General features: G+C 60.9%; 23 protein-coding genes. 11 read left to right on the top strand and 12 right to left on the bottom strand.

Annotation, left to right across the window (positions count from 1 at the left end; translation table 11 throughout):
• Window positions 1-4: 4 nt before the first annotated feature.
• A complete protein-coding gene (locus ESZ00_RS12900; RefSeq protein WP_129208666.1) occupies window positions 5-718 on the bottom strand; it encodes a CoA transferase subunit A in 714 nt (237 codons plus the stop codon).
• Window positions 719-941: 223 nt separating this feature from the next.
• Between ESZ00_RS12900 and mscL the strand changes: the two genes are divergently transcribed.
• Window positions 942-1,352 (top strand): large conductance mechanosensitive channel protein MscL, encoded by a 411-nt coding sequence (mscL, locus tag ESZ00_RS12895; RefSeq protein ID WP_129208665.1) that lies wholly within the window; start codon window positions 942-944, stop codon window positions 1,350-1,352.
• An 87-nt stretch (window positions 1,353-1,439) separates the two neighbouring features.
• On the opposite strand, the gene ESZ00_RS12890 is transcribed toward mscL, so the two are convergent.
• Window positions 1,440-2,411 (bottom strand): helix-turn-helix transcriptional regulator, encoded by a 972-nt coding sequence (locus tag ESZ00_RS12890; protein ID WP_129208664.1) that lies wholly within the window; start codon window positions 2,409-2,411, stop codon window positions 1,440-1,442.
• Window positions 2,412-2,514: 103 nt separating this feature from the next.
• Between ESZ00_RS12890 and ESZ00_RS12885 the strand changes: the two genes are divergently transcribed.
• Both ESZ00_RS12885 and ESZ00_RS12880 read left to right on the top strand, forming a co-directional pair.
• Complete coding sequence (locus ESZ00_RS12885) at window positions 2,515-3,000, top strand: DinB family protein (protein WP_129208663.1); 486 nt, start codon at window positions 2,515-2,517, stop codon at window positions 2,998-3,000.
• Between the two features lie 163 nt (window positions 3,001-3,163).
• Window positions 3,164-3,892 carry an RNA methyltransferase gene (locus ESZ00_RS12880; RefSeq protein ID WP_129208662.1) on the top strand — a complete coding sequence of 243 codons (729 nt, stop codon included), beginning with the start codon at window positions 3,164-3,166 and terminating at the stop codon, window positions 3,890-3,892.
• Here the strand turns inward: ESZ00_RS12880 and ESZ00_RS12875 are convergent.
• Window positions 3,889-4,650: a bestrophin-like domain gene (locus ESZ00_RS12875; RefSeq protein ID WP_129208661.1), complete on the bottom strand. Its 762-nt coding sequence runs from the start codon at window positions 4,648-4,650 to the stop codon at window positions 3,889-3,891. The genes ESZ00_RS12880 and ESZ00_RS12875 overlap by 4 nt on opposite strands.
• A gap of 115 nt (window positions 4,651-4,765) precedes the next feature.
• Window positions 4,766-6,541, bottom strand: coding sequence for an alpha/beta hydrolase-fold protein (locus tag ESZ00_RS12870; RefSeq protein WP_229741241.1), 1,776 nt, complete (start codon window positions 6,539-6,541; stop codon window positions 4,766-4,768).
• A 138-nt stretch (window positions 6,542-6,679) separates the two neighbouring features.
• Between ESZ00_RS12870 and aroA the strand changes: the two genes are divergently transcribed.
• Window positions 6,680-7,984, top strand: coding sequence for a 3-phosphoshikimate 1-carboxyvinyltransferase (aroA, locus tag ESZ00_RS12865; protein WP_129208660.1), 1,305 nt, complete (start codon window positions 6,680-6,682; stop codon window positions 7,982-7,984).
• A gap of 287 nt (window positions 7,985-8,271) precedes the next feature.
• Here aroA and lepB read toward each other — a convergent pair whose 3' ends face one another.
• The 3 genes from lepB to ESZ00_RS12850 form a co-directional block, all read right to left on the bottom strand.
• Entirely contained in the window at window positions 8,272-8,859 is a 588-nt protein-coding gene (gene lepB, locus ESZ00_RS12860; protein WP_129208659.1) for a signal peptidase I, read from the bottom strand.
• Window positions 8,860-8,919: 60 nt separating this feature from the next.
• Window positions 8,920-9,744, bottom strand: a complete 825-nt coding sequence (locus tag ESZ00_RS12855) for a TrbI/VirB10 family protein (RefSeq protein WP_164981500.1) — start codon at window positions 9,742-9,744, stop codon at window positions 8,920-8,922.
• A 105-nt stretch (window positions 9,745-9,849) separates the two neighbouring features.
• Window positions 9,850-10,797 (bottom strand): serine hydrolase, encoded by a 948-nt coding sequence (locus ESZ00_RS12850; RefSeq protein WP_229741239.1) that lies wholly within the window; start codon window positions 10,795-10,797, stop codon window positions 9,850-9,852.
• Window positions 10,798-11,126: 329 nt separating this feature from the next.
• On the opposite strand from ESZ00_RS12850, the gene ESZ00_RS12845 reads away from it, so the two are divergent.
• From ESZ00_RS12845 to ESZ00_RS12820, 6 genes are all read left to right on the top strand, one after another.
• Complete coding sequence (locus tag ESZ00_RS12845) at window positions 11,127-12,260, top strand: serine hydrolase domain-containing protein (protein ID WP_164981499.1); 1,134 nt, start codon at window positions 11,127-11,129, stop codon at window positions 12,258-12,260.
• A gap of 128 nt (window positions 12,261-12,388) precedes the next feature.
• Window positions 12,389-13,354 carry an N-acetylmuramic acid 6-phosphate etherase gene (gene murQ / locus ESZ00_RS12840; RefSeq protein WP_373283928.1) on the top strand — a complete coding sequence of 322 codons (966 nt, stop codon included), beginning with the start codon at window positions 12,389-12,391 and terminating at the stop codon, window positions 13,352-13,354.
• A 125-nt stretch (window positions 13,355-13,479) separates the two neighbouring features.
• The gene (locus ESZ00_RS12835; protein ID WP_129208654.1) at window positions 13,480-14,646 is read left to right on the top strand and encodes a VWA domain-containing protein; all 1,167 of its coding nucleotides are present in this window, start codon (window positions 13,480-13,482) and stop codon (window positions 14,644-14,646) included.
• Window positions 14,647-14,789: 143 nt separating this feature from the next.
• On the top strand, window positions 14,790-16,091 hold the full coding sequence (gene murA, locus ESZ00_RS12830; protein WP_129208653.1) for a UDP-N-acetylglucosamine 1-carboxyvinyltransferase: 1,302 nt from the start codon (window positions 14,790-14,792) through the stop codon (window positions 16,089-16,091).
• Window positions 16,092-16,282: 191 nt separating this feature from the next.
• On the top strand, window positions 16,283-16,777 hold the full coding sequence (locus ESZ00_RS12825; protein WP_129208652.1) for a DinB family protein: 495 nt from the start codon (window positions 16,283-16,285) through the stop codon (window positions 16,775-16,777).
• Between the two features lie 137 nt (window positions 16,778-16,914).
• Window positions 16,915-18,531: a S10 family peptidase gene (locus tag ESZ00_RS12820; protein WP_129208651.1), complete on the top strand. Its 1,617-nt coding sequence runs from the start codon at window positions 16,915-16,917 to the stop codon at window positions 18,529-18,531.
• A 73-nt stretch (window positions 18,532-18,604) separates the two neighbouring features.
• Here ESZ00_RS12820 and ESZ00_RS12815 read toward each other — a convergent pair whose 3' ends face one another.
• The 3 genes from ESZ00_RS12815 to hpt all read right to left on the bottom strand — a co-directional run bounded on the left by ESZ00_RS12815 (window position 18,605) and on the right by hpt (window position 22,006).
• Complete coding sequence (locus tag ESZ00_RS12815; protein WP_308419072.1) at window positions 18,605-20,416, bottom strand: GAF domain-containing SpoIIE family protein phosphatase; 1,812 nt, start codon at window positions 20,414-20,416, stop codon at window positions 18,605-18,607.
• Between the two features lie 231 nt (window positions 20,417-20,647).
• The gene (gene deoC / locus ESZ00_RS12810; protein WP_129208650.1) at window positions 20,648-21,409 is read right to left on the bottom strand and encodes a deoxyribose-phosphate aldolase; all 762 of its coding nucleotides are present in this window, start codon (window positions 21,407-21,409) and stop codon (window positions 20,648-20,650) included.
• Between the two features lie 42 nt (window positions 21,410-21,451).
• Entirely contained in the window at window positions 21,452-22,006 is a 555-nt protein-coding gene (gene hpt / locus ESZ00_RS12805; protein WP_129208649.1) for a hypoxanthine phosphoribosyltransferase, read from the bottom strand.
• A gap of 113 nt (window positions 22,007-22,119) precedes the next feature.
• Here hpt and ESZ00_RS12800 point away from each other — a divergent pair, with 113 nt between their 5' ends.
• Window positions 22,120-22,920: a prolipoprotein diacylglyceryl transferase gene (locus ESZ00_RS12800; RefSeq protein ID WP_129208648.1), complete on the top strand. Its 801-nt coding sequence runs from the start codon at window positions 22,120-22,122 to the stop codon at window positions 22,918-22,920.
• Between the two features lie 68 nt (window positions 22,921-22,988).
• Here the strand turns inward: ESZ00_RS12800 and ESZ00_RS12795 are convergent, their stop codons facing one another.
• Window positions 22,989-23,168, bottom strand: coding sequence for an Rcat domain-containing protein (locus ESZ00_RS12795; protein ID WP_129208647.1), 180 nt, complete (start codon window positions 23,166-23,168; stop codon window positions 22,989-22,991).
• A gap of 152 nt (window positions 23,169-23,320) precedes the next feature.
• Window positions 23,321-25,897 carry an EAL domain-containing protein gene (locus tag ESZ00_RS12790; protein ID WP_129208646.1) on the bottom strand — a complete coding sequence of 859 codons (2,577 nt, stop codon included), beginning with the start codon at window positions 25,895-25,897 and terminating at the stop codon, window positions 23,321-23,323.
• Window positions 25,898-26,022 lie beyond the last annotated feature (125 nt).

Raw genomic sequence — 26,022 nt, 5'->3', positions numbered from 1 at the left:
GCTCTTATCCTTTGTTCTGCCGTACGGTTCTGCGCTCGATGTGCTTCGTGTAAACCGGGCCTTGCAGGATGCGCTGCACGTAGATGCCGGGGGTGTGGATGAGGTCTGGGTTGAGCTCGCCGGGTTCGACGAGCTCTTCCACTTCGGCGATGGTGATTTTTGCTGCCGTGGCCATCATCGGATTGAAATTGCGCGCGGTTTTGCGATAGACGAGGTTGCCGTGGCGGTCGCCTTTCCAGGCTTTGACGAGGGCGAAGTCGGCACGCAGCCAGCGTTCCAGCAGGTATGGTTTGCCGTCGAAGTCACGTGTCTCCTTGCCTTCGGCGACGAGAGTGCCGACCCCCGCCGGGGTATAGAAGGCGGGAATGCCGGCGCCGCCGGCGCGGATGCGCTCGGCAAGCGTACCTTGCGGGATGAGCGTTAGGTCAAGTTCGCCGGCGAGAACCTTCTGCTCGAGGCGCTTGTTTTCTCCGACGTAGCTGCCGGTATGGGCTACGATCATGCCTGCTTCGAGCATGCGGCCCATGCCATAGCCGTCTACTCCCATATTGTTGCTGATGGTCCGCAGACCGTGCAGATTGCGACCGACGTGGCAGCGGACCAGGGCGTCGATCAGGTTCTCCGGGATGCCGCAGAGTCCGAAGCCGCCGATCATCAATATGGAGTCATCGGGGATATCAGCAACCGCCTCGTCGGCTGAGGCAACAATCTTGTTCAAGAAAACAGTCTCCTTTTACCGGCGCAGCCGGAACGAGGCAGGATACGCGAATTTTTACTGGCTCGGCCAGCCTTTCAGCCATTTGTGCATCCAACGGCGCAGAGTTCCGGAGTATCTTTGCAGGAAAACTATTCGGAGTCAGCCGTAGACTGCGATAGGATGACAGCGACCAGCGGCGGATTGGCCGTATCCGGGCAAATTTTACAAAGAGGTTCATAGGGAAATGCTGAAGGGATTTCGGGATTTTATTCTCAGGGGCAATGTGATCGATCTGGCGGTCGCCGTGGTCGTCGGTGCGGCCTTCACCAACATCGTGAATTCACTGGTGAAGAATCTGCTTAACCCGCTGATTGCAGCCATCGTCAAGAAGCCGGACCTTTCCTTCCTGAAGCTGGATCTGAATGGCAGCAACATCACTTATGGGACCTTTCTGAACGATGTAATCTCGTTCGTCCTGATCGCGGCTGCCGTCTACTTCTTCTTCGTACTGCCCATCAACAAGCTCATGGCAAAGTTCTTCCCGGCCAAGGCTGCAGAACCGCCGCAGACGCGCCCCTGCCCGGAGTGCCTGGCGGATATTCCGGTGGCGGCGAGGCGCTGCAGCCACTGCGCGCAGCCTGTGGCTGCTGCCTAGTCACTCGTTACAGCGAAATCCCCCGGCATCGCCGGGGGATTTCTGTTTGCAGTCATAAGCCGGGGAACGGTTCGATTCCCACTGTTTCTATGAGAGCGGTTGAGTCCTCGATTCCTCCGCGACCTCTATCGCCCTCTGTGCCAGTGCCCGGAATGTGTCGCTCAACTCGGGTGGGCTGTGGACGATGATCCTGCGGTTCATCGCCAGCAGCAGGGCGGCGAACATCTCCAGCCGGTCGCGGCCACAGCGCAGGCGCGTGCCTCCATTTTCCGCCTCGGCGACTACCCGCATGGGGCCAAACATGCGCCCGGCCTCTTCGAGAGGCATGTCGATCCATACATCCACCTGGTATTCGGACTGCACGAAGGGCATGCGTTCCCGCAGGTAGCTGCGCGCGTCGAAGTCATCGGGACGGCGAAAGCCGACAGCGCTGACTTCCAGGTCCGTGACTCGATCGAGCCGGAATGTGCGCAGCGCTTTGCGCGAGAGGCAATGACCGATCAGGTACCAGCGTCCGTCGGTGTGGAGGACTGCATATGGCTCGATATGGCGGTTGGTGATCGCTTCCAGATGCGATTGATAGCCGAAGCGGATTCTCTTCGAGGTGCGGATGGCCGAGGCCGCGCGGATGAGACATTCGACCGAGGTGGGAACGACCCAGGGCCCCGGCTCGATGGCGATCACGTTCTCTACGGTGTGGATGCTGTCGCGGAGCGTGTCGGGCAATACGCGCCCCAGCTTCTCCAGTGCACTTCCCGTGGCTGGAGCGAAGGCCGAGAGGCCGATCTGGCGCAAGGCGCGCAGGCCCAGGGATAACGCAAAAGCTTCCTCATTGGTGAGCAGCAGCGGCGGCAGGCGGAAGCCGGGCTTCAGGCGATAGGAGCCGCCGACGCCGGGCGAGGAATCGACGGGGATGTGCAGGTCCTTGAGGCGAACGATGTAACGCTGCACGGTGCGCAGGTCGACTTCGAGACGCTCGGCCAGCTCGGCCCCGGTGACATGGTCGCGTGCCTGGAGGATCTCCAGCACCGTGAGCACGCGCATGATCGGGTCATACATACAATTTCAATTCTTCTTTGAATTTACGACAGGTTCTGTCGGGAATGGTGGATAGTCTTCGTTTGAGCCCACAAAAGGGCCAGGAATCACAAGGAGGAAGGGCATGGCGACGGAAACGATGGAAGTAAGCGCACTGACGGCTGAGGGAGTTCTGAAGCACTGGCAGGGACACAGAGGGCTGACGCGCCGGGTGATCGAGGCACTCCCGGAGGATGACCTGTTTTCGTTCTCAGTGGGGCGTATGCGGCCGTTTTCGGAGATGGCGTGGGAATTCATCCGCATGGCGGTGCCGATTGTGGATGGCGTGGCCACGGGTAAGTGGGAAGAGCTGAAGGCGGAGAAGCCCACGACCAAGAGCGAGCTGCTGCGGCTGTGGGATGAGCAGACCGCAGAGCTGGATGAGAAGTTCCCGAAGATTCCGCCGCATCGGTTCAGCGAAGTGGATGTGGCATTCGGCCAGTGGAAGAATGCAGGAATTGCGACGATTCAGTATGCGATCGACAACGAGATCCACCATCGCGGGCAGGGATATGTGTATCTGCGCGTGCTGGGGATTGAGCCTCCGCCATTTTGGGAGCGTCCGATGTAGTGGTGGGATGTTCCCCACCCAAGCAAAAGATGCTTGAGTGGGCCACCGTCGGGTTTGTGCCTGTGCGGGCAAACTTGCAGGTTCCCCCACTTCGCTCCGGTCGGAATGACAGTGTGTGGGGGCGGAGTTGGGGCGGTGCGGGTGATTCTCGTACACTCGTAGTTTGCTTCCTGAAGAACACAGCGATCGTCTGCGCGTGGTGCTGGTGGCCACGCGCAATCCTTTGAACATTGGCGCGGCGGCGCGCGCGATGAGCAACTTCGGCTTTCGCCGTCTGCGTGTGGTGCAGCCCTGGGAAGCCTCGTTCCGCGAGGCGAAGTCCGCAGTGGGCGCCTCCGAGCTGCTGCGCGAGGCCGAACTCTTCGATTCGCTCGATGATGCGATTGCCGACTGCTCGCTGGTGGTGGGGACGGCGGGATTGGGGCCTCGGCAGGTCGAGGTACCGGTGCGTCGGCTGGATGACGGCGCAGGGCTGATTCGTGAACATGTGCAGCATACGCCGGCGGCTATTCTTTTCGGATCGGAAAAGCGCGGGCTCTCGAATGACGACATCGACCGGTGCCACTGGCTGATGCATATTCCCACGCGGCCGGCGCATGAATCGATGAACCTGGGGCAGGCCGTAGCGGTGACGCTCTACGAACTGGCGCGGGAGGCGACCGCGCCACCGGTTGTACCCGAGCGCAAGCCGGCGAGCGGGGAAGAACTGGAGCGGCTGACGGCAATGCTGCTCGATTTGCTGGCGACCAGCGGCTACACGAAACCGCACACCGAAGAGGCGACGGCCGAGAAGACGCGGCGCATGATGCGGCGGCTGAATCCGATCTCGAAAGATGCCGAGACGCTGACCGGCATGCTGGCCAAGATCCGCTATAAAGCGGAGCGCGACTAGTTCATGCTGCCGCGTTGATCGACCAGCACCTTGTCGTAGCGGTCGATGCGGACGAGCCCGATGCGCGGGAACTCGAGATCGAGGATGGTGTAGATGGTCATCGTCAGCGCAGCCGCGTAAACCAGCGTATGCAGCCATGACCGTCTGCGCCTGTCTCCCATGCCGTAGCCGGCGACCAGCGAGGCGGCTACAGCGAGCACCAGCAGCAGAATGTAGATGGCGAGCGGCGGGTGGGTGTTGAGTGCGACCGAGCGCGTGGTGGTGATGTCGATCATGTCATTGAGCGACTGCGCGACGAGTGGCAGTGTGGAAGCCAATGGAGATTGCCTGGCAGCCGCAGTGGATTCGCCCCAGATCTTTGTCTGCAGAGCAGTGGTGGCCGCCGCGTCCTGCCGGGCGCGGGCTGGATTATCGTTGAGGTCGCGATAGAAGGCGATGCGGGCGTCGACATACGAGCGCATATCCTGGCGAATCGCGGGCTGAGCTTCGGCGGGCAGAAGGTCGATGCGCAGCCACGCGGTGCCGATGGCATTGGTCTCCGTGACAATGAGCTGGCGGCGGGCTTCGTAGCGTGAGTCAGCCCCGGAGAAGGCGAAGGCCAGCAGCAGTCCGAGGAGGCCGAAGATGGCGCCGTCGATGACGCCGAGGCCCGAGCTGGCTTCGTCTGCGGTATGCCGCATGCGCAGGCGACGGCCCGCTTCAAGGCAGGCGATGAGCAGGAGAACGAGTCCGAGAGTCACAGCCATAAAAGTAACCATTGAGAGCCTTTCTCCTGATGCTTCGTAGTCTCCAGAGAGTGTGCCGGTGCCGTTTTCTCTGAAAGAAAATGGCACTGGCGATCTTGCCATACTTTATCTCTTCAGGAGAACGGCTCTAATACCGCCAGCTGGTGAGGTCAGCGCCCGCAGGGGCGGTTTTCTCGATGCGATCGAGGATCTTGGGCAGGTACATGGTGTTGTAGTGCAGGCGTGAGAGGTAGTTGGGTTGCGTGGGATCGCCATTCCAGCAGTGCTCGGCGCGTGGGCCGTAGGTCACTTCGCCGTCGTATGGCGGGTTGCTGGTGGATTTCAGGAAGTCTTCCATGCGATAGACAGCATCGTTCAGGAAGTAGGTGTCGTCGCTGCCGACGTAGATGTGGATCTTGCCCTGGAGCTTCGGTCCGAGGGTGCTCCAGTTGGTTTCGAGGATGTGCTCGAGGTCGTAGTGCTGACGCCAGTATTCGGCGGTCTGGTGATCGATCTCGCCGGTCTCCTTGTTGAAGATGGGCTGCGGGTAGCCGTCCTTGCCGACGGGGCCGTAGATGGCCTGCCAGATATCGAACTGCTCGCCTGAGCGGCCGTGATCGCCGAGGGCGAGCTCGTATTCGTTGACCTGCTTCGTTGTGATGGTGGTGTGGCCGAGGTAGTCGCGCATGGCGGGCTGCTCGACGGTTTTATTCGCGCCGTAGAGATAGAAGGCGTTCTTGTCGTGGTAGAGATCGATATTGGTATAGGCGTGGAAGTCGATGGGGTCGGGGCAGGCGGCGAAGGCTCCGTTGTAGTGGTCGGGATAGAAGACCTGCACGGCGAGCGATTCCCATCCGCCGGTGGAACCACCGTAGACGAAGCGAGACCAGCCTGCGCCGAGGCCGCGGAACTGCTTCTCGATGGCCGGGATCAGCTCGGTCTCGATGGCATCTCCGTAGGGGCCGACGTTGGCCGAGTTCACGGCGTAGGAATCGTCATAGTACGGGTTCGCGTGCTGGATTTTGACGATGAGCACGCGCGGGAACTTGGGGCTGATCCACTGCTGGTAAAACTTGTACGCCTCTTCCTGCTGGATGCGGTTGTATCCGGCGATGTGAAAGCGGTCGGAGTAGTCGGGTTTCAGGTTCGGATCGGGCGGTTCGGTGCGGAAGTTGTCGAAACCGTCGACGAAGTGATCGTGAAAAATGATGAGCGGGAAGTGCGCGTCGGGATGCTCGTCGAAGCCCCAGGGCACGAGCACGATGGCGGAGAGATACATGGGCCGTCCCCAGAACTTTGTCAGCAGCGCGCTCTGGATTTTGATGTGCCGGATGTACTTCGTATCTTTGGGCTCGGGAATGGGCGGGATCTGCTGATCGAGCGTGAGGCTGAAGGGCTTTCGTAACCCTGCCAGCTCGTTGAGGGTGATGCGCTGCGGTTTGCTGTAGAGATTGCCGGGGGAGATGTTCCAGTGCTGGCCCTCACCCTGATCCATGTGGAGTTTTACGGTGGTGCCATCGGCGCGGTGGAAGGTCTCATACCGGTTGAGTACGGCTTGCACCATGTATTCACCGGGTGGCAGCGCGCCTGCGGGGCGAGGCCGCGATGCATCGGATGCGGGGACGTCTCTCAGGCTGCGGACCGGGTAGCCGAAGGCGCGCTCATCGACGAGGACGGGCTCGCCCGGTTTCCAGTGATCGACGGTTACGCCGAAGACCATTTGCGATTTTGGCGTGTCATCGATCTGGTTGCGCGGTTCCTCTGCCGTGTTGTTCGAGAGCAGCAGAAGCAGGCGTCCATCGAGAGGCTGGGCGCTCTGCGAGGCGGGGAAGGTCACCGAAAATCGGGCCGATTGCGCGTGTGTGAGAAAGGGCAGGCAGAGGGCGAAGACGGCAGCGAGCGAGGCAGGGCGAATCTTCAGCATGGCGGGAGTGTAAAGGCGGCGGTGCCCGATGGCGAAGCAGATTTTGTGGCGCGGCCGGGTTGAAGGAGAAGGGCGGCTGCTCCCAGGTCCGGAGCGTAAGCATTTAGGATAAGAGGAAGATTTTTTCCGGAGATCGCATTGTCCTCGACCGAAGTCCAGACCGAACGCATCGTCGCCCCCGCCCGCAACATTCTCGGCAGCCTGCGCCTGCCCGGCGACAAGAGTATCTCTCACCGTTACGCATTGTTGGGCGGCTTGGCCGCGGGCAAGTCGCGCTTTACGAACTTTTCGAGCGGCGCGGACTGCGCCAGCAGCCTGGCCTGCGTCGAGGCGCTCGGCGCGAAGGTGACGCGCACGGCGGAGGCGATTGAAGTGGAAGGTGTCGGCGGTGTGTTTACGCCGTCTTCGAACCCGCTCGACTGCGGAAACTCGGGATCGACCATGCGCATGCTCGCTGGACTTCTGGCTCCGCAGCAGGGCAGCTTCACGCTGATCGGTGATGCCTCGCTGACACGCCGTCCGATGGAGCGCGTGCGTAAGCCGCTCTCGCAGATGGGCGCGGAGATCGAGCTCACCGAAGGGCACGCGCCGGTGACGATCCACGGCAAGGCTCTCAAGGCAATGGACTACACCACGCCGGTGCCAAGCGCGCAGGTGAAGTCGGCGGTTCTGTTTGCCGGGCTGCAGGCGGAGGGCACGACGATTGTGCGTGAAGCCGTGCGCACGCGCGACCACAGCGAGCTGGCTCTGCGGGCCTTCGGGGCGCAGGTGGAGCGCACGCTTGAGTCCGTCTCGATTGTCGGCGGGCAGAAGCTGCAGGCGATCGAAGCGGCGGTGCCGGGGGATATGTCCTCGGCGGCATTCTTTCTGTGCGCGGCGGCGCTCTTTCCGCAGTCGAACCTGATCTTTGACGGCCTGGGCATGAACCCGACGCGTGCCACGCTGCTCGATGTGCTGACCGCTCTGGGCGCGCACATCGGTGTGTTGAACCTGGAAGACAAGCACGGCGAGCTGGTCGGCACGGTGCAGGTCAATGCGCCGGCGGACGGCCTCACAGGCACGACGATTTCGGGCGCGCTGGCGGCGCAGCTGATCGATGAGCTGCCGGTCATCTCGGCGATTGCGCCTTACACGAAGAACGGCATCCGCATTCGCGACGCGAAGGAGCTGCGCGTGAAGGAGTCGGACCGTATCGCTCTGGTTGCGAAGAATCTGCGTGCCATGGGGGCCGAGGTCGAGGAGTTCGAAGACGGTCTCGATGTGCCAGGCGGCCAGAAGCTGCGCGGCGCGGTGATCGACGCGGGCGGCGACCATCGCATTGCGATGGCCTTCTCGGTTGCGGCGCTGCGTGCCGAGGGTGAGACCGTCATCCGTGGCGCCGAATCGGCAGCGATCTCGTTCCCCGAGTTTTTCGATCTGCTGGATCGTGTCGCAGAAAGATAGCTGCTTCGCGCAGGGCGAATTGCCTTCGGCTGCTGCGCGCAGGGCGAATCGCCTTCGGCACGCGCTCCCGCTGGTCGCGTGATGGAAACTCTCGTGAGAGCTGGAGATTGCCTGCTGAGGTTCATGCCTGCCCACCCAAGCCAACTTCGGGCTTGGATGGGCCACTCGGCAGGATGACAATCGATCCGCAAAAGCAAAGGGTGCGCCTAGCGCACCCTTTCTGCATTATTAGAGCTGCGGTGAGACATTTGGAGCGGGTGCCGAAGGCGGATACCTGAGCGGTAAGTTCAGTGGATGAGGCCGATGTTGTCGGCGGGCCAGTAGATGAAGGCAGCTTTGCCGTAGATGAGCTCGCGATCGACGGGGCCGAAGTCGCGGCTGTCGCTCGAGATGGAACGATGATCGCCCATGACGAAGTACGCATCGCGGGGAATCACGATCTCAGGCATGGAGCGCTCGTCCTGATAGCGGAGCGGAACATAGGGTTCGCTGACGCGGTTGCCGTTCACGAATACGCGGCCGTCATCGATGCGCAGTGAGTCGCCGGGTAGAGCAATGACGCGCTTGATGTAGCTCTTCTGCGGATCGCGGGGATAGTGAAAAACCACGACGTCGCCGCGTGAGATGCTTTCAAAACGATAGGCGAACTTGTTGATGAAGAGGCGGTCCTGATCGCGCAGCTCGGGCTGCATGCTGGTGCCTTCCACGCGCACCGGCTGATAGAGAAACGTGATGATCAGGAATGAGGCGGCGACGGAGACCAGCACATCGCGAATCCAGAGGCGAAGATGCGAAGGAGTGGCGCGATTGGCCGCTGCGGCAGCGCCGTCTGCGCTTTGTTCCGGCGTCTGCGTCTCCTGATTCGACTCGCTCATTTCTGCCCTATGACTCCATCTTTATTTTACGACGTTTGTCGTGCATGTGGTGTGAATAGCCTAATCCTGAGGGCTGGGCTTGGGCAGAGGTTTGGGCTGGTTGGGAGACGGAACATATTGCACCCCGGTGCTCACCGGAGGCACGTAGACATTCTGCTTATCGAGAATGAGCGGCCTTTGCAGCGCCATTTCGAGCGGCTGCCCCACGGGCAGCACCACATCCTTGCCGCGGGTGAGGAGAGTGTAGGCCACGCCGCCAACACTGCCGGCGAGCGCGCCGTATCCGACGCCCGCACCCGTGTTCCCTCCGCCGACGGTGGCGAGGCCGCCGAGGCCTGCGGTAGTCATGGTGGTGTGCTCGACATTCTTAGCGTCCTGCACGTTGCCGGGATCCTGCTCAATGGTGTTTTCTTTGCCGTGGACCTTGGCCCCGTCGGCTCCTGGCACTGCGTTCACGCTTGCCGGAATCTGTACGACCGAGCCGTTGGGAAAGACCAGCGTGGTCAGATGCATGGTCACCTTGGCGCGGCCTTTTACTTTGCCGGGGCGCTCCACGCTATCGATAACTCCCTGTACATCCATGCCTGTCGGGATGATGACGCGGTCACCCACAATGACAGGAAAGGTGGAGGTCAGAAAGATCGGATCGCCGGGCTGCGCAGTCTTGGTGTCCACGGCGGCCTTGAGCGAGAGCAGAACTTTGGTGCCTGCCGGAACTACAACCTTGCCCTCGGTCTGCACCACGGGAGTCGGCGGTGTTGCCGCCTGCGCGGCAGGAGCAGCAGCCGGTGCCGTGGATGCCGGTGTGGCCTGATCCTGCGCGAGGGTGAACGCGCAACAAGTTGTTGATAGAACCGCGGAGATTGTCAGTCGCTGCCAGCGCATGTTCCTTCTATAGTTCTCCGGGGCTGGGGAAGGCAAGCGCATCCGTTCATTGAACGGACTTTCAAGCCGTCTTCTTTGTCTTTCTGGCAAAGCTATTTCTATTTGTTACTTCGAGCTCCAGGTGCCCACGATCTGTTTGGCCAGTTTCGCCATTAGGACCTCGGCCTGGTTATCCACTGTCCAGCTGGTGTCCTTGTTGCCCCAGGTAAACATCGAGATGACGACCGGTCCGGCTTTGGTGAAGACTACGCCGACGTCATTGCGCACCGCATCGAGCGCGCCGGTTTTATTGGCAATCTCCGACGGTGCTTCCGTTGCATCCTGCGCCTCGAGATAGCGGGGAATGCTGTCGCGATAAAATTGGTTGCTCAGCATGTGCATGGCTGCATTGCAGAGGGCGTGATCGTCAGCGGTTGCCGCTGTGTTTGTTCCTGGCGGATTGAGGTTGCAGGTGACGAAGCGCTCGAAGAGGGAAGCCATCTCTCTCGCAGTTGTTTTGCCGAGACCGAACTGCTTTTGGTCGGCAGGCATAGGTCCGTCGGCAGGGAGAAAAACCTTCTTGTAGAGCCAGGTGTTCTTGAGGCCGAGTGCGAGGATCTGGTCATCGATGTTTTTGAGGCCGAGATGATCGATGGCGAGGTTCGTGGCTGTGTTGTCGCTCATGATGATCATCATGGTGAGCGCGTCTTTGAGTGTCAGTGTCACCGGTGTATCGAAGAAGGTCAGCACGCCCGAACCTGCCACCTGGTCGCTGTGCTTCAATGTCAGCTTGTCTTCAAAGTGCGCCTTGCCATCACGAATCTCTTCGAGTGCGGTGTAGAGGATTGCCAGTTTGATCACCGATGCTGTCTGCACCGGCGTGTCCGCATCGATGGCGACCGTGCGCCCGGTGGCCAGGTCTTCCGCGAAGACTGCGACGTGGCCGTTATGGCTTGCAATCGCAGCATGCAGTGCGGCTTCGAGTGGAGCATCTTCGGCCATGGTGTGAGGCGCGGCTGCGTCCGGTTGCTGGGCGGCCAGGGTGCAGGGCAGAGAAGCACTGAGGAGGAGCAACAATAGGGTTGAAAGCTTCGCACACATGTCCGCTAATATAGAGCCTGTTATGGACTTTCGGGTGGCCGTCGTTGCTGGAGAAAATTGGCCGAGACGAGGCGGAGGACGAAGGCTTTGGCCATTCCAAGGCGAGGACGACAACGCAGTATGGGCCGATTTTCACCGCACCCCCCAATATTCGTTTTCAGGGGGCTGGGGCCAATTTTCCCGATCTCTTCGTCGCTCGCTGCTAGGAGATAACCCGATATCCGTCGCAACTCGCTCCTCGACCTCAGAAAAATTGGCGCCCAGCGATGGCCGCCGGAAAGTTCATAACAGGCTCTAGTCCGATGACGGCGCTACGCGAGCCCATCCCGGAGTCCGCAGCCGCAGGCCGCACGCGCTTTGCCGCGGCTCGCGCCTTGCTGGAGCAGGCGGTTACGGAGCAAGCCTTTCCGGGAGCGGCCTATGGCCTGCTTTATCAGGGCGAAGTGCTTGCGCTCGATGCGGTTGGCCGCTTTACCTATGAGCCGGATTCGCCGGCTGTCATGCACGATACGATCTACGATCTGGCCAGCGTCTCCAAGGTGATGGCTACGACGGCGATTGCGATGTGGCTCTATGACCGCCGGCGCCTGGATCTCGATCTTGCGCTGGGCGAGGTGCTGCCCGGTTTTGTCGTCGGTGGCCATCATGATCCGCGGCGTGTTCGTGTGACGTTGCGCCATCTGTTGGCGCATGCTTCCGGGCTGCCCGGATACGGCCGCCTCTTCGAGCAGAACGGGACTCCGTCTGCGATGATGCGGGCTGCGCTGGAGATGCCGCTCGAAGCCGAGCCCGGCACGCGCGTGGAGTATTCCGATATTGGATTTATGCTTCTTGGCAAGGCGCTGGAGGTGCTTGCTGGAGAAAGCCTGGACGCGCTCTTTGCGCGAGAGATTGCCGCACCGCTCGGGCTCGGAAGCGCGCGGTACAATCCTCCGCAGGATTGGCGTTCCTTGATTCCGCCGACGGAACTGGACACGTGGTATCGCCATCGCGCGATCCAGGGCGAGGTGCAGGATGAGAACTGCCACGCGCTGGGCGGAGTGAGCGGCCATGCCGGTCTGTTTGCGCATGTGCAGGATGTATTGCGATTTGCTGCCTGCATGCTTGCCGGGGGGCGAACCTCTCACGGGGGGCAGCTTTTTTCGGGTATGACTGTGGATCTTTTCTCTGCTCGCCAGCCGGAACCGCCTGGGACCTCGCGCGCGCTGGGCTGGGATACGCCGAGCCAGCCTTCGTCATCGGGAAATTATTTTGGTCCGCATTCTATCGGGCATCTCGGCTATGCGGGTACTTCGCTGTGGATTGACCGGGATCGCAGCCTGGCTGCGGTGCTGCTTACGAACCGCACATGGCCGAATCGGCAAACAAAAGCGATTCAGCAGGTTCGACCTCGCTTTCACGATGCGCTCCTCGAAGCCGTTTCCGCATCTGACTAACAGTTGTGGTTTAGCGGTGCATTTTGCACTGCCGGTTTAGACAAAGCCCCTTTTCCGATGCCAGAGATGCATTTTGGCGCTAGAATGGGGCAGCAAACGTACGTTCGCTGAAGGTGAAAATGGTCACCATGACGGAACCCCAGGCTGGCTTGAAGGTCCCCAACGCTTCGCCGGCGCATACTCAGCCGAAGCTTCATGATCTGGTTACCGAGAGACCGAACGAGGCCTCCCAGGGCTTTGATACGAAATCGGCTCTCGAGATTGCACGCATCATTAACCAGGAAGACGCCAAGGTGGCCGCAGCGGTCAAGAAGGCACTGCCTGAAGTTGCCCAGGTGATCGACGCCGTGGCCCGAAGTCTGCGGGACGGTGGCCGGCTCATCTACATTGGAGCCGGCTCGAGCGGCCGCATCGCTTCGCTCGATGCCTGCGAGTGCCCGCCCTATTTCTCGACTTCTCCGCAGACCGTGCAGTACATCATGGCCGGCGGTCCGAAGGCTCTTGCTTCGCCGGTAGAGGTGAACGAGGACTCCGAAGAATTGGGCCAGCGCGATATCGCCCGTCGTCGTCCCACGCGCAAGGATGTGGTGATCGGCCTGTCTTCGAGCGGCCGGACTCCTTATGTTGTTGCGGCCGTGGCCTATGCCCGCGCACGCGGCGCGAAGACGGCCTGCATCACCTGCAATGCGGATACGCCGCTGGCCCAGGCATCGGATATTGCCATCATTGCCGATGTCGGCCCCGAGGTGATCTCCGGCTCGACCCGCATGAAGGCCGCGACCGCGCAGAAGATGATCTGCAACATGATCACCACCGGCGCGATGACCCGCCTTGGCTATGTGTACGAGAACCTGATGGTCAACGTGCACATGCAGAACTCGAAGCTGGTAGAACGCGGCATCGGCATCCTGATGCGCGCCTGCGCCATTACGCGCGAGCGGGCAGTAGAAGTGATCAAGTCTGCCGGCCGCAGCGTGCCGGTGGCGCTTGTGATGCTCAAGGCCGGTGTCGATAAGCCGGAAGCGGTGCGGCGTCTGACGCATTCGAACGGGAATGTGCGGCAGGCAATCGAAGACAACTCCTCGGAACTTTGATACGGATATCCGATTCGCCGTTTGGCCTTATTCCAGATGGTCTTTTTTCCAGGCAGAACCCGCCGCGTGATCAGCGGCGGGTTCTGCCTTTCTGCTGGTTTCTGAGAAAGGTTGCGAGTCTATTCATGACCAAGCCGCCGGTTGCGAGCCTGCTCCTTGCACTCGTCTTCACCTTTGTGCCTGCTGCTTTCGCTCAGAACGCGCAGTCCTCGCCTGAACAGGCGACACAGGATCAGGCTGCTGCCGGCCAGACGACATTCCATGCCGAAACCTCTCTGGTCATCGTGCCCACGCTCGTCCGGGAGAAATCCGGCCATCCTGTCTACACGCTGACGGCGCAGGACTTTACGCTCACCGACAACGGTGCGCCGCAGACGGTCCATCTGGAAGAAGGCAATGACTCGCAGCCGATTGCGCTGGTGGTGGCGATCGAGACGGGCGGCTCCGGCGTGCTCAAGATGGATCTCTATCCGCAGCTTGAGCCGTTGATCGAAGGGCTGATCGGAGCTGTGCCGCATACGGTTGCGGTGGTCGGCTTTGACAGCCATGTTTATCTGTTGCAGCCGTTTACGCCTTCGTGGCAGGAAATCTCCGCGACGATGAACTCGCTGCAGCCGGGCGACAATGGCGCGGCCATCTTTGACGGGGTTTCGTATGCGGTCGATCTGCTGCGCAGCCAGTCGCCGCAGTATCGCCGGGTGATCCTGCTGCTTAGCGAGACCAACGATCACGGCAGCCAGGCCGGCCTCGTCGAAACGGTGCGTGCGATCAGCGATACGAACACCATCGTGTACAGCGTGGCCTTCTCTTCGCTCAAGAGCGATTTCAAGACACAGGCTCCGCGTATTGTGCAGGACGATCGTCCGGGACCGCCGCATGGCTGCATGGGCAAGTATCCGGACGAAGAGAAGAATCCGAATCGGCTGGTGCAGTTCTGGAATTGCCTTGGTCTGCTCGCGCCGCCGCTGAAGGCGGCGCAGCTCGTGGTCGCATTGGGCATCGATGGGCTGAAGCGCAATGTGCCGGAAAGCATTGCCGGTATGACCGGCGGCGAGTACTTCAAGTTCAGCAATGAGAAAAATCTGCAATCGGACCTGGCGACGATCTCGAACCATGTTCCGAACCGCTATGTGCTGACCTTCCGGCCGCAGTCTCCGGCACCGGGGCCGCACGCGATCGAGGTGAAGCTCAAGGATTATCCGAAGCTCGTTGTGACTGCGCGGCGCGCCTACTGGGTGGAGCCGCCCGGGCAGCCGTCGTCATCTCAGGAGCCGCCTGCGCCGCAGCCTTGAGTCCGGTTTATGTTCCTGCAGGCGGGGGCCTCAAGGTCGCCACCGCCGCGGTTCGTTCTCCACCGCACGAATCGATTTACACTCGACTGGAAGAGGGAAAAGCAGCCGGAAGGTGGTCCCCGTTCTGCTGGTCTTGGAGAATTATGGATAAATTTGTCATTCGCGGCGGCAATCCGCTGCTCGGTACGATCCGCGTCAGCGGTGCGAAGAACTCGGCTCTCCCCTGTATGGCTGCTGCCATCCTCACCGAAGAAGAGGTTGTGCTCGAGAATATTCCGCAGGTCCAGGATATTGAGACCGAGCGCAAGCTGCTGGTTTCCATGGGCGCCGAAGTCGAGCTTGGCTATGGCCGCGCTCAACATCGCACCAGCATCAGCTGCCGCCTGCTTTCCGACCCGGTGGCCAAGTACGAGATCGTCAAGACAATGCGCGCCTCCTCACTGGTGCTTGGGCCGCTGGTCGCCCGCACGGGTATGGCCCGCGTGGCGATGCCCGGCGGTTGTGCCATTGGCGGACGCCCGATCGACCTGCACATCAAGGGTCTGGAGACGATGGGCGCGAAGATCAGCTACGAGCACGGCTATATTGAGGCCCGTGCCGAGCGGCTCAAGGGCGCACACATTCACTTTGACAAGATCACAGTGACCGGCACCGAAGACCTGCTGATGGCCGCGGTGCTGGCCGAGGGCGAGACGGTGCTGGAGAACTGCGCCCGCGAGCCTGAGGTCACCGATCTGGCAGCGCTGCTGACGGCCATGGGCGCGAAGATCGAAGGCGCGGGCACGTCGGTCATCAAGGTGCAAGGCGTTGACAAGCTGCACGGCGCGAAGCATCGCATCAACCCGGACCGCATTGAAGCCGGAACCTTCCTGATTGCCGGGGCCATCTCGGGTGGCGATCTCTGCGTTTCAAGCTGCAACCCGGCGCATCTTGGCGCGGTGATCTCCAAGCTGGAAGAGTGCGGGGCGCGCATCGAGCTGATCGGCAAGGATTCGATCCGCGTGCGCAGCGAAGGCAATCTGAGGGCTGCGGATATGTCCACCGAGGAGTATCCCGGCTTCCCGACGGACATGCAGGCGCAGTACATGACGCTGGCGACGCAGGCCGAGGGCACTTCGGTCGTAGTTGAGAACATCTTCGAAAACCGCTACATGCACGTGCAGGAACTGATCCGCATGGGAGCGAACATCAAGGTCGACGGCCGCACGGCTACCATTCGCGGCAAGTCTCCGCTGTCCTCAGCCGCGGTGATGTGCTCCGATCTTCGCGCTTCCGCTTCGCTGGTGCTGGCGGCGCTGGTGGCAGATGGGGAATCGATCCTCGATCGCGTGTATCACATCGATCGCGGATACGAGCACATCGAGGAGAAGCTGCGCGGCGTCGGTGCGCAGATTCGCCGCATGGGCAATGTCTTCAACAGCAAGCGCGATGCGGTTGCTGTCTAGAACCGATCTGACTTTCGCAGGCCCGTTCTTCCATCGGAGGAACGGGCTTTTTCATCTCACCACGCTTTTCTTCGATGGAAATCCTCAGGGAGCAAGGATCAGCGAATCCTGCTCTCGCAATCCCGCATCCCAAGCGAATAAGAAGAAGTGCCGTAATCGATTTCCAGGTTGAAACGTTTTGAGGAGGACATATGCCGGAAGTATCTTCCGTCGCGGATGCGGTGTTGCGCGATCAATTGCTGGAACTGCTGCGCGGAGGCAGCGCGCATGCAGACTTCGACACCTGCGTGAGTGGTCTTGCCCCCGAGTTTTATACCCGCCGGCCTGAGGGCGCACCTCATCATGCATGGCAGTTGCTGGAGCATATCCGGTTTACGCTGCATGATCTGCTGATCTTCTGTACCGATCCGAAATATGTCGCTCCCAACTGGCCGGACGATTACTGGCCCGGTGAAGGCGTTGTTCCTACGGAAGAGGCGTGGCAGGACTCGGTGAAGGCGGTGAAGACGCTCCTGGCCGGGTTCGAGGCCATGGTTCGCGATCCGGAGAGGGATCTCGGCGCCAAGATTCCCTGGGGCGACGGGCAGACGTATTTGCGCGAGGTTTTGCTGGCAGCTGATCACAATAGCTACCACCTCGGCCAGCTGGCGCTGATCCGCAAGCAGCTCGGCGCCTGGCACGATTAGATTTCAGCTTCATTCCTGATCGGAAGCGGCCTTCCGGTGTCCAGAATCGGGCACTGGAATGGCCGCTTTATACTTTGCGTAACAATTCGTACGACGACCTGCATTTCCATTCCGCAACCGATCGAGGAAGAATTCCGATGGCGAAATCTGCTCCACTCTTTGCCGCGCTGCTTGGCGTGGCCCTGACTGCCTCCGCTCTCGCTGCTGACGACTCCACACCAGCCAAGGCTCCTGCTGTCACGGCGGACTCCAGCACGGACGGCACTGTGACCGTAGGCGGTCAGCGCATCGCTTACACCGCCGTCGCCGGCACTCTGACGGTCGGCGCAACCGAAGAAGAAGACGCACAGCTGGGCGCGGATGGAAATCCGCTGGCCGGCACGCAGGCCGCTCTCGATGCCGCCTCCGACAAGGACGCGAAGGAGAAGCCTCCGGTGGCGCGCATCTTCTATGTCGCCTATTTCAAGAAGGATGTTGCTCATCCTGAAGATCGCCCGGTCACCTTCCTCTACAACGGTGGTCCCGGCAGCTCGACGGTGTGGCTGCACATGGGATCGTTTGGGCCGAAGCATGTGGTGACAGCGACGGACCAGCATCTGCCCGCAGCTCCCTACAAACTGGTGGACAACGAATACAGTCTGCTCGACACCACAGACCTGGTGTTCATCGATATGCCGGGTACGGGCTTTGGCCGGCTGGTCGGTAAGGATAAGGAGAAGGCGTTCTGGGGCATCGATGAAGACGGCCATGCGTTTGCCCGCTTCATCGCCCGCTTTATCAGCAAGTACAACCGCTGGAATTCGCCGAAGTACCTGTTTGGTGAGAGCTACGGTACTACGCGCTCGGCCGTGGTCTCGAACATTCTCGAGAACGAGAAGGATATTGATCTCAACGGCGTCATCCTGCTCTCGCAGATCTTCAACTTCAATGCGGATATCGATGCTGCCCGCATGAACCCCGGCATCGATCTCCCCTTCGAAACCGGCCTGCCGACCTATGCTGCGACAGCCTGGTATCACCACAAGCTGCCGAGCCAGCCGGCTGCGCTTGAGCCCTTCCTCAAGGAAGTCGAAGACTATGCCTTTGGCGAGTACGCGCATGCCCTGGCGTTGGGTTCCGATCTGCCTGCGGCGGAAAAGCAGCAGGTAGCGGAGAAGCTGCATGAGTACACCGGACTTTCCGTGGCCTATCTGCTCAAGGCCGATCTGCGGGTGAGCGGCGGCGGCTTCACGAAGAACCTCCAGGACGATGATGACCTGACGACGGGCCGCCTTGATACACGCTTCTCCGGGCCTTCTCTGAATCCTCTGAGCGAAGAGTCGGAGTATGATCCGCAGAGCTCGGCGATCTCCTCGGCTTACGTTGCGCTCTTCAACGACTATGTGCGCCGCGATCTGAAGTATGGCGAGGGCCAGACCTATCTGCCTGAGGCCGACTTCGGCAGCCACGAGTGGGATATGAAGCACAACGGCAATCCGATCGGTGTGAATGTGAGCGGCGATCTGGCCACGGCGATGAAGACCAATCCGCGGCTTAAGGTCATGGTCAACGGCGGCTACTACGATCTGGCCACGCCGTTCTACGCGGCCTACTATGAGGACAAGCATCTGCCGATCCCGCAGGCACTTACTTCGAACATCGAGTTCGACTGGTATGAATCGGGCCACATGGTGTACGTGAACGATGCGTCTCTCGCCAAGCTGCACGATCGCGTGGCTGCCTTCATCCGCAGCACGGAAGTCGGAAACAAGTAACTGTCACAGGCACAAATGCCCGCTCCTTATTTCCGGGGCGGGCATTTCTCTTGAGCGGAAGCTGAAAACGGGCTTAGAGGACTTTGAGCACCAGTACGGTTTCATCGTCGAAGCGTTCGCGGCCGCCCTGGAATTTTCCAACTTCGGCGAGGATGGCATCGGCGATCTTGGAAGCAGTTTTCTGGTGGTTCTTCATGACCACAGTGCGCAGGCGCTCGTCGCCGAACATCTCGCCTGTCATATTCTGCGCATCGACAATGCCGTCGCTGAAGAAGATCAGCGAGTCGCCGGGCTGGGTTGCGAGCGAGAACTCTTCGTACTTCACGCCCGGAAACATGCCGAGAGGGAAGCCCTCGGCGTGGATCGTATCGACCTCGCCGCTGCGACAGAATAACGGTTGGACTGCGCCGGCATTGGCTATCTGCAGCGTGCGATTTTCGTCGTTCCAGAGCGCGTAGACCATGGCGACATACTGCGAAGCCACTTTCCGCTCCTGCAGCGCTTCATTGAGTGCTTCGAGCAGCTCGGAGGGCGAAAGATACTGGCTTGCTTCACTGCGCATGATGCCGCTGACCAGCGCAGCATAGAGCGCGGCCGGTGCGGCTTTGCCGCTTACATCGCCGAGCGCGATGGCGCTGCGGTTTGCATCGTAGGGCAGAAAGTCATAGAGATCGCCGCCGATGGTGCGGGCGGGGACGAAGCGGGCAGAGAACTCGGCATGCTCATGCTGCGGCTTGGCCGGCGGCAGCAGGCGCAGCTGCACCTCGCGCGCCATGGCCAGATCGCGCTCCAGCCGCTGCTCCTGCTGCATGACGCGCTGATAGAGCTGCGCATTTTCGATGGAGATCGCGATCTGCGCAGCGAGGGTCGAGAGCGCCCGCTCGTGGTCTTCGTTGAAGTAGTGGGTGCGGGTGTGCTCGATGTCCAGAACCCCGATCACCTTGCCCTTGTAGATCAGCGGCACCGCCATTTCTGAGCGGGTCTCGGGATTGATCATGTGGTACCGCTTGTCTTTGCGCACGTCCGAGACATGTACGAGATGCCTGCCTGCCATGGCCGCTCCGACCAGTCCGCGGTCGAGAGGAATCTTTTCTCCGGGATAGAAGCGCTCGCCGAAGCGCACCGCGTAGCGGTTCTCAAGCACTTTGTCGCTTTCGTTAACCAGCCACACGGAAAACATCTGGAAGTCAATGATGCGGCGGATCAGCTGTCCTACGCGCTCGAGCAGGGCATCGACGTCGAGGATAGAGGTGAGCTCGCGGCTGATTTCGTTCAGCACTTCGAGCGTCTGCGCCTGGCGGGCAACGCGTGTGTAGAGCCGCGCATTTTCGATGGCCTGGCCCACGCGCGAGGCCGTGAGCATCAGCAGCCGCTGGTGCTCCTGCGAGAAGTAATTCGGCTGCTCGGACTGAATATCGATGACGCCGATGAGGCGATTCTTGACGATCAGCGGTACGGCGAGCTCGGAGCGGACATCGGGATTTGCGTTGATGTAATTCGCGTACTGCGTGACGTCGTTGATCAGGATGGCGTGGCGTTCCTGCGCGACCTGCCCGACGACACCCTGGCCGGTTTTGATGCGCATGCGCTCGATCTCCGGCGTGTGACCGATCTGAAAGCGCATGCGGAGATCGTGCGTGCGGTCGTTCAGCAGCAGGATGGCGAAGATGCGGTAATCGATGACTGCGCGGACAAGGTCCGCGGTGCGGCGCAGCAGGGTCTGGAGGTCGAGCGTCGTGTTGAGCGCGTCGGCAAGACGGATCAGGAATTCTGTGGACATCGGCTCGACACGCACCTGGGTCTGTGCGGACGAGGCTGCGCTGGGGCGGTAATCGCCCTCGTAGGCCTCGTGGGGAGCAGATGTCGGTGCCGGTTCTTCGATCACAGGTTTCCTGTCATGCGCCCGGTGCTGCGCAGGTATCTTCGCCTGCTCTGTGGCAGAACCGCGAGGCCGGGGGGAAAACTCTCCAGACGAGCCATCATAAAGCATGGACACAGCATTCTGCGGAGGCAGGACGCTGCAGAGTCAATGCGCAGGCAGGGAAAATACGATGAGGACGCGGCAAGCGTCCTCATCGGTCTGGATACGCAATAGAAGCGGGCTGAAAGGGAACGCTCAGATTGCCTGGCTTGTGAGTGCCTGCACAATGGCCACGCTCGCGCTGGCGCCGATCCGGTTAGCGCCGGCTTCGAGCATGGTGCGCGCGTCGGCCAGCGTGCGGATGCCGCCGGAGGCCTTCACACCGCAGCGTGAGCCCGCCACACCGCGCAGCAGGGCTACATCCTGTGCTGTGGCTCCGGAGGTTGAGAAGCCGGTGCTGGTCTTGAGGAAATCCACACCGGCCGCGCAGGCAATCTCAGAGGCGAGAATCTTTTCTTCGGTGGTCAGCAGGCAGGTTTCGAGGATGACCTTCACGATGGCGCCGGCATCATGGCTGACTTCGACGACAGCTTCGATATCGCGTGCGACCCGTGTCGTCTCGCCGGACTTCAACAGTCCGATGCTCAGTACCATGTCGATTTCCTTCGCGCCGAGCCGCAGCAGGGCGGACGTCTCTTCGCGCTTGGTGCTGGTCAGGTTCGCACCGAGAGGAAAGCCGACCACCACGCCTACGGGGATACCAGTTCCGGCAAGTTCAGCGGCTACCAGTCCTGTCCAGACCGGATTCACCATGGCGCAGGCGAAGCGAAATTCGGCGGCTTCGCGGGCGAGCTTCAGAGCCTGCTCGCGCGTGGCTTCGGGCTTGAGCAGGGTGTGGTCGATGACCGCAGCCAGTGCGGCCGGGCTGCTCAATGCCTGCCGGGCAAAGGCCTCGGCGTCATAAGAAGGAAATTCACCGGATTCCAGTTGCTGGGATGCGAGGGTAGAGGTGGACATATAACAACTCCTGTCCGGACCGCGCCTGAAGCCTTTCCGGCGTTAGTGCAGTTCGGGATAGTCTGGGGGCATCAGCCGGATATCGGGCACGTTGCGGAAGCGTTCGGCGTAATCCATGCCGTAGCCGATGACAAAGTGATTCGGAATCTTGAATCCGACATAGTCGGCCTCGATCTGTTCGAGGCGGCGCGAGGGCTTATCGAGAAGCGCTGCGATGCGCAGGCTGGCTGGGCGGTGCTGTCCAAAAAGACTACGCAGAAAGTTCAGCGTCAGTCCTGTGTCCAGGATGTCCTCGACGACGATGATGTGCTTGCCTTCGATCGGCTGGTCGAGGTCTTTGATGAGCTTGACCGCGCCGCTGGTGCGCTGTCCCTTGCCATAGCTCGAGACTGCGACGAAGTCGAAGGTGCATTGCACGGTGATGGCCCGGGCGAGATCGGAGAGAAAGATGGCTGCGCCTTTCAGGACGCCGATCAGCACGACACTCTTGCCCGCGTAATCGGCATCGATCTGTTTACCGATTTCAGCGATGCGCTGGTGGATCTGTTCTTCGCTGAACAGGACAGGAAAATCCTTGTGGATCAAGGTCGAGCTCACCGTTCGAGTCTCCGAGGGAAGAGTATGCCAGCAGCGCTGCTCACGGAATGGGGCTGCCGACCGTCTTAGGATATCTGAAAGAAGAAAGCTATACTTGAGACAGTAGACTCCTGATGTATCCCTTTATTCATATCGGCCGATTCAGCATCGGCACCTTCGGAATTCTGCTCTGGCTGGCGGCGGTCTGCGCCTGCCTCGTGCTCCACCGTAACTTCCGCCGCTGGAAGATCAATGCCGATGCGATCGGGATCGTGGCGCTGTGCACGGTGGCCGGCGTAATCGGTTCCAAGCTCTGGCATGTGCTGCAGGAGCCGCATGAGCTCATGGCTCATCCGCTGGCGACGATCTTTGACCGCGCCGGATTCGCCTGGTTCGGCGGCCTTGTCGTCGGGATACTGGCTCTCATGTGGCAGGGGCGCAGCTATGGCATCGGCAGGCTGGCGATGCTCGATCTGGCTACGTCATGCGCCGCGGTGGGTTATGGCGTGGGCCGCATCGGCTGCCTGGTCTCCGGCGACGGCGACTATGGCAAGCCCACAACGCTGCCCTGGGGCATGGGTTTCCCCAATGGGCTGGTTCCTACGCCGGCCGGAGTGCGGGTTCATCCCACGCCGATCTATGAGCTGATTGCTGCGCTCTTCATTGCGTGGCTTCTGTGGCGCCGTGGCGCTCCCGAGCGTCCGAAGCCGATCGGGCAGCTTACGGGTGAATACCTGATCCTGACCGGCATCGCCCGCTTCCTGGTCGAGTTCATCCGCATCAATCCGCCGATCTACTGGGGGCTGACGAATGCGCAGATGGCCAGCATCGGTTCGGTCGTAGCCGGAGCCGCGCTCGTGCTCTGGGCGCGCCGCAGGGATGTATTCCTGCACATTGGCTCAGAGGTGGAGACGGCTCCTGCGGTGACTCCTTAGCAGGTTTTCCAAACAGAAAAGCCCGGCGATAAGCCGGGCTTTTTGCTTGGGAACTTCACCAGCCGGGACTACAGCTTCTCGTAGAAGTCGCAGGCCGAGCAGGAAATGTAAACACCGCCGGGGGTGCCGCGCTCACGGTCCTTCACCCGCTTCACAATCCGGGTCGGCTTGCTGCACTTCGGACAATCCGTGCTCTTGGACGTGTCCATTACTTTCTTACGATCTGCGGTTTTGGCGATCTTGGCCATGAAAGGCGTCTCCTCATCAAAGCAAACTGGTCGGGCGCACGCGTTCGCGCGGCGCACTGCGGCCGGACTTCGAAATCTTAACCCTTCGTGCTACCTGATTGCGGCAGGGATTCGACCGGGGAGGATCGTGAAGACCATCGGACTCGCAGCTATTAGTTTACATCAAAGCCGGCGATTGGAAGGTGCGCCAGAATGCCGGTTGCTTCCTGTTCCCCTGCACGTGCAGCCCGGTCCAGCAAAAACTCCAGCAGCTGTTCGGCCCGCATCGGCCGGGCGAGGTGGAAGCCCTGCGCGTCGTCGCATCCCTGCTCGTGCAGATACTGCCACTGAAGCGCTGTTTCAACGCCTTCGGCGGTTACCTGCGCATTCAGGCTGTGTCCCATCTTGATCACCGCTTCGGTGAGCGTCTGGTCATTCCGCGTGCTTTCCATTCCGGTCACGAAAGAGCGGTCGATCTTCAGGCGATCGATAGGGAAGCGCTTCAGATAGCCAAGGCTGGAATAGCCGGTGCCGAAGTCGTCCATGGCAATCTGCACACCCAGTGCGCGCAGCCTGTGAATGGTCTCTTCCGCCTCGCTGCTGTCATCGAGGAGCACGCCTTCGGTGATCTCCAGCTCGAGCTGAGCCGGTTCGATGCCCGTAGACTCCATCGTGTCCTTCACACAGCTCAGCAGTTGAGGATCACGGAACTGATAGGGCGAGATATTGACCGCCATCCGCAGCGGGCCGCGGGCTGCCCGCGAGAACATCCCAATCTTTGCGCATGCGGTGCGCAGCACCCATTCGCCAATCTTGAAGATGAGCCCGGTTTCTTCGGCCAGAGGGATAAATTCAACCGGAGAGAGCACCGAGCCGTCCGGCTGCTGCCAGCGGATCAAGGCTTCCACGCCGACGACATTGCCGGTAGCGATGTGGAAGATCGGCTGGTAGACGAGGAAGAATTCATTGCGCTTGATCGCACGCCGCAGTGCGCTGTCCATGGCCAGCAGGCTGGACGGCTCACTTTCGATCTCGCTGGAAAAGACGGCAACGGCGTTCCGGCCCCTGGACTTGGCCTTGTACATGGCGCGGTCTGCCTTGCGCAGCAGGGTGTTCAGATCGTGCCCGTCATTCGGGAAGGCACTGATGCCGATGCTGGGTGTGACGTAGAGCTCCTGACCTTCGAGGAAGATCGGCTCCGACAGGGCTTGCAGTACGCGCTGCATTACGTCCTGTGACTGGCGGGGGTGTACGATGCCGGGCATCAGGACCACAAATTCATCGCTGCCCAGGCGTACGACCATGTCCGATGTCCGGACGGCCTCTTCCAGCCTCCGGGCCAGCACGAGAAGCACCTCATCGCCGGCCAGTCGTCCCAGGGAGTCGTTGATCTGCTTGAAGCGGTCCAGATCGATCACCGCCAGCGAGACCTGGAGCCGATGGCGTCCGGCCAGGGCCAGCGAGCGCATGATCTGTTCTTCGAGGAGCGTGCGATTGGGCAGTCCGGTGAGCGGATCGTACAGCGCCATGCGCCGCATGGTCTGCTCCGCATTTTTCTGGGCGGTAATGTCCTGGGCAATGACGAGAAATCCATGATCGCCGGGCATGTCGCCGCTCTGCTGATTGCCGGTTTGCAGAGGGCTCACCGAGAGACGCACCGGTACGGTGTGACCGTCGCAGCACCGGTAGGTCCACTCCCGTTCGTCCAGCAGCTGGTCGCCGGTGAGTGTGGTGATCGCTTCGAAATCCGCAGGAATGCCGCGCTGCAACTGCACGCTGAGCCGGATGGCCTGCTCTTCCACCTCGGCAGGATCGTGAAACTGCAGGATGGACATACCGCCGACCATCTCTTCCGCGGTATAACCCAGCATCTGCACGGCAGCGCGGTTGACGGAACGGATGACGCCGTTGGAGTCGGTGGAGATGATGGCCAGCAGAGCGCTGTCTACGATTGCCTCACGCAGCGCATTCGACTTTTGCAGCTGGGCGATCATCGCCGTCTTGATCCGGGCTTCCTTGTCCAGGTACCGGTCCATCGAGGTAGAGAGCAGGGCAGCGGCAGCGATCAGCGCTGTCACTCCGGCCACTCCGACGACACTCAGTGAGTCGGCGCTTCCCATCCAGGGCTGGAGCAGGGGCGCAAACTGCGCAGGCAGGGACACAGTGACCAGGCACAGGAAAAGCAGGCCAGCCATGCCCAGCCCGGCAAAGACGGCGCCGATGCTCCTTGAAAGGAGAGCTTTCCCCCGATCCGTCTGGGAATGCGCGGCCAGCTTGATGCCCACTCCACAGCCGACAATCGTAACCAGAGCCGTAAGCAGGGCCGCGGTCGGATGAAAGGACACTGCGGGGGAAGCCTGAATGGCCGCTACGCCGGCGATGTGCATCGTGAAGATGCCGCCGGCCATGAGCAGGGCGCCGGTCAGCTGAACCAAGGGTGTTTGTGTTCTGCGGACGACGGCGAAGAGCGCCGTAAGAGCGGTAAACACCGCGCCGCCCAGCGAGACGAGCACCAGCGGGATGGAATACGTGGCGGATTCGTGAGGAAGAAAGGCCTGCACGCCGAGAAAGTGCATCGACCAGATGCCGAAGCCCATGGCGGCGGCACTGGCTACCAGCCAGAGATGACGGCGCCGTCCCGTGGTCGTCGAAAGGATGTCGATGAAGCCAAAGGCCGTATAGGAAGAGACCATGGTCAGAAGCACGGAGAGTGCGATCAGGTCCGGTCTGAAGAGGTACGGAAGCTTCATGCGAGATGTTTCCTGGCAGCAGTGTTACGAGAACCGTTGCAGTGATGGTGAGTGCCACGACAGCAATCGGAAAAGGGACTTCTGTACCGCAGAGGGATTCTGCCGGTTTTCGGCGAATCCGCTTT

It is taken from the genome of Silvibacterium dinghuense, from assembly GCF_004123295.1.
In the GTDB taxonomy this organism is placed as follows: Bacteria; Acidobacteriota; Terriglobia; order Terriglobales; family Acidobacteriaceae; genus Silvibacterium; species Silvibacterium dinghuense.
This window is presented reverse-complemented; position numbering and strand designations above follow the sequence as displayed.

Bases quoted from the DNA above. Each gene is read 5' to 3' on its own strand.
- mscL (WP_129208665.1), top strand. From the start codon at position 942: ATGCTGAAGGGATTTCGGGATTTTATTCTCAGGGGCAATGTGATCGAT.
- ESZ00_RS12890 (WP_129208664.1), bottom strand. From the start codon at position 2,411: ATGTATGACCCGATCATGCGCGTGCTCACGGTGCTGGAGATCCTCCAG.
- ESZ00_RS12885 (WP_129208663.1), top strand. From the start codon at position 2,515: ATGGCGACGGAAACGATGGAAGTAAGCGCACTGACGGCTGAGGGAGTT.
- ESZ00_RS12875 (WP_129208661.1), bottom strand. From the start codon at position 4,650: ATGGTTACTTTTATGGCTGTGACTCTCGGACTCGTTCTCCTGCTCATC.
- ESZ00_RS12870 (WP_229741241.1), bottom strand. From the start codon at position 6,541: ATGCTGAAGATTCGCCCTGCCTCGCTCGCTGCCGTCTTCGCCCTCTGC.
- lepB (WP_129208659.1), bottom strand. From the start codon at position 8,859: ATGAGCGAGTCGAATCAGGAGACGCAGACGCCGGAACAAAGCGCAGAC.
- ESZ00_RS12855 (WP_164981500.1), bottom strand. From the start codon at position 9,744: ATGCGCTGGCAGCGACTGACAATCTCCGCGGTTCTATCAACAACTTGT.
- ESZ00_RS12845 (WP_164981499.1), top strand. From the start codon at position 11,127: ATGACGGCGCTACGCGAGCCCATCCCGGAGTCCGCAGCCGCAGGCCGC.
- murQ (WP_373283928.1), top strand. From the start codon at position 12,389: ATGACGGAACCCCAGGCTGGCTTGAAGGTCCCCAACGCTTCGCCGGCG.
- ESZ00_RS12835 (WP_129208654.1), top strand. From the start codon at position 13,480: ATGACCAAGCCGCCGGTTGCGAGCCTGCTCCTTGCACTCGTCTTCACC.
- murA (WP_129208653.1), top strand. From the start codon at position 14,790: ATGGATAAATTTGTCATTCGCGGCGGCAATCCGCTGCTCGGTACGATC.
- ESZ00_RS12825 (WP_129208652.1), top strand. From the start codon at position 16,283: ATGCCGGAAGTATCTTCCGTCGCGGATGCGGTGTTGCGCGATCAATTG.
- ESZ00_RS12820 (WP_129208651.1), top strand. From the start codon at position 16,915: ATGGCGAAATCTGCTCCACTCTTTGCCGCGCTGCTTGGCGTGGCCCTG.
- deoC (WP_129208650.1), bottom strand. From the start codon at position 21,409: ATGTCCACCTCTACCCTCGCATCCCAGCAACTGGAATCCGGTGAATTT.
- ESZ00_RS12800 (WP_129208648.1), top strand. From the start codon at position 22,120: ATGTATCCCTTTATTCATATCGGCCGATTCAGCATCGGCACCTTCGGA.
- ESZ00_RS12795 (WP_129208647.1), bottom strand. From the start codon at position 23,168: ATGGCCAAGATCGCCAAAACCGCAGATCGTAAGAAAGTAATGGACACG.
- ESZ00_RS12790 (WP_129208646.1), bottom strand. From the start codon at position 25,897: ATGAAGCTTCCGTACCTCTTCAGACCGGACCTGATCGCACTCTCCGTG.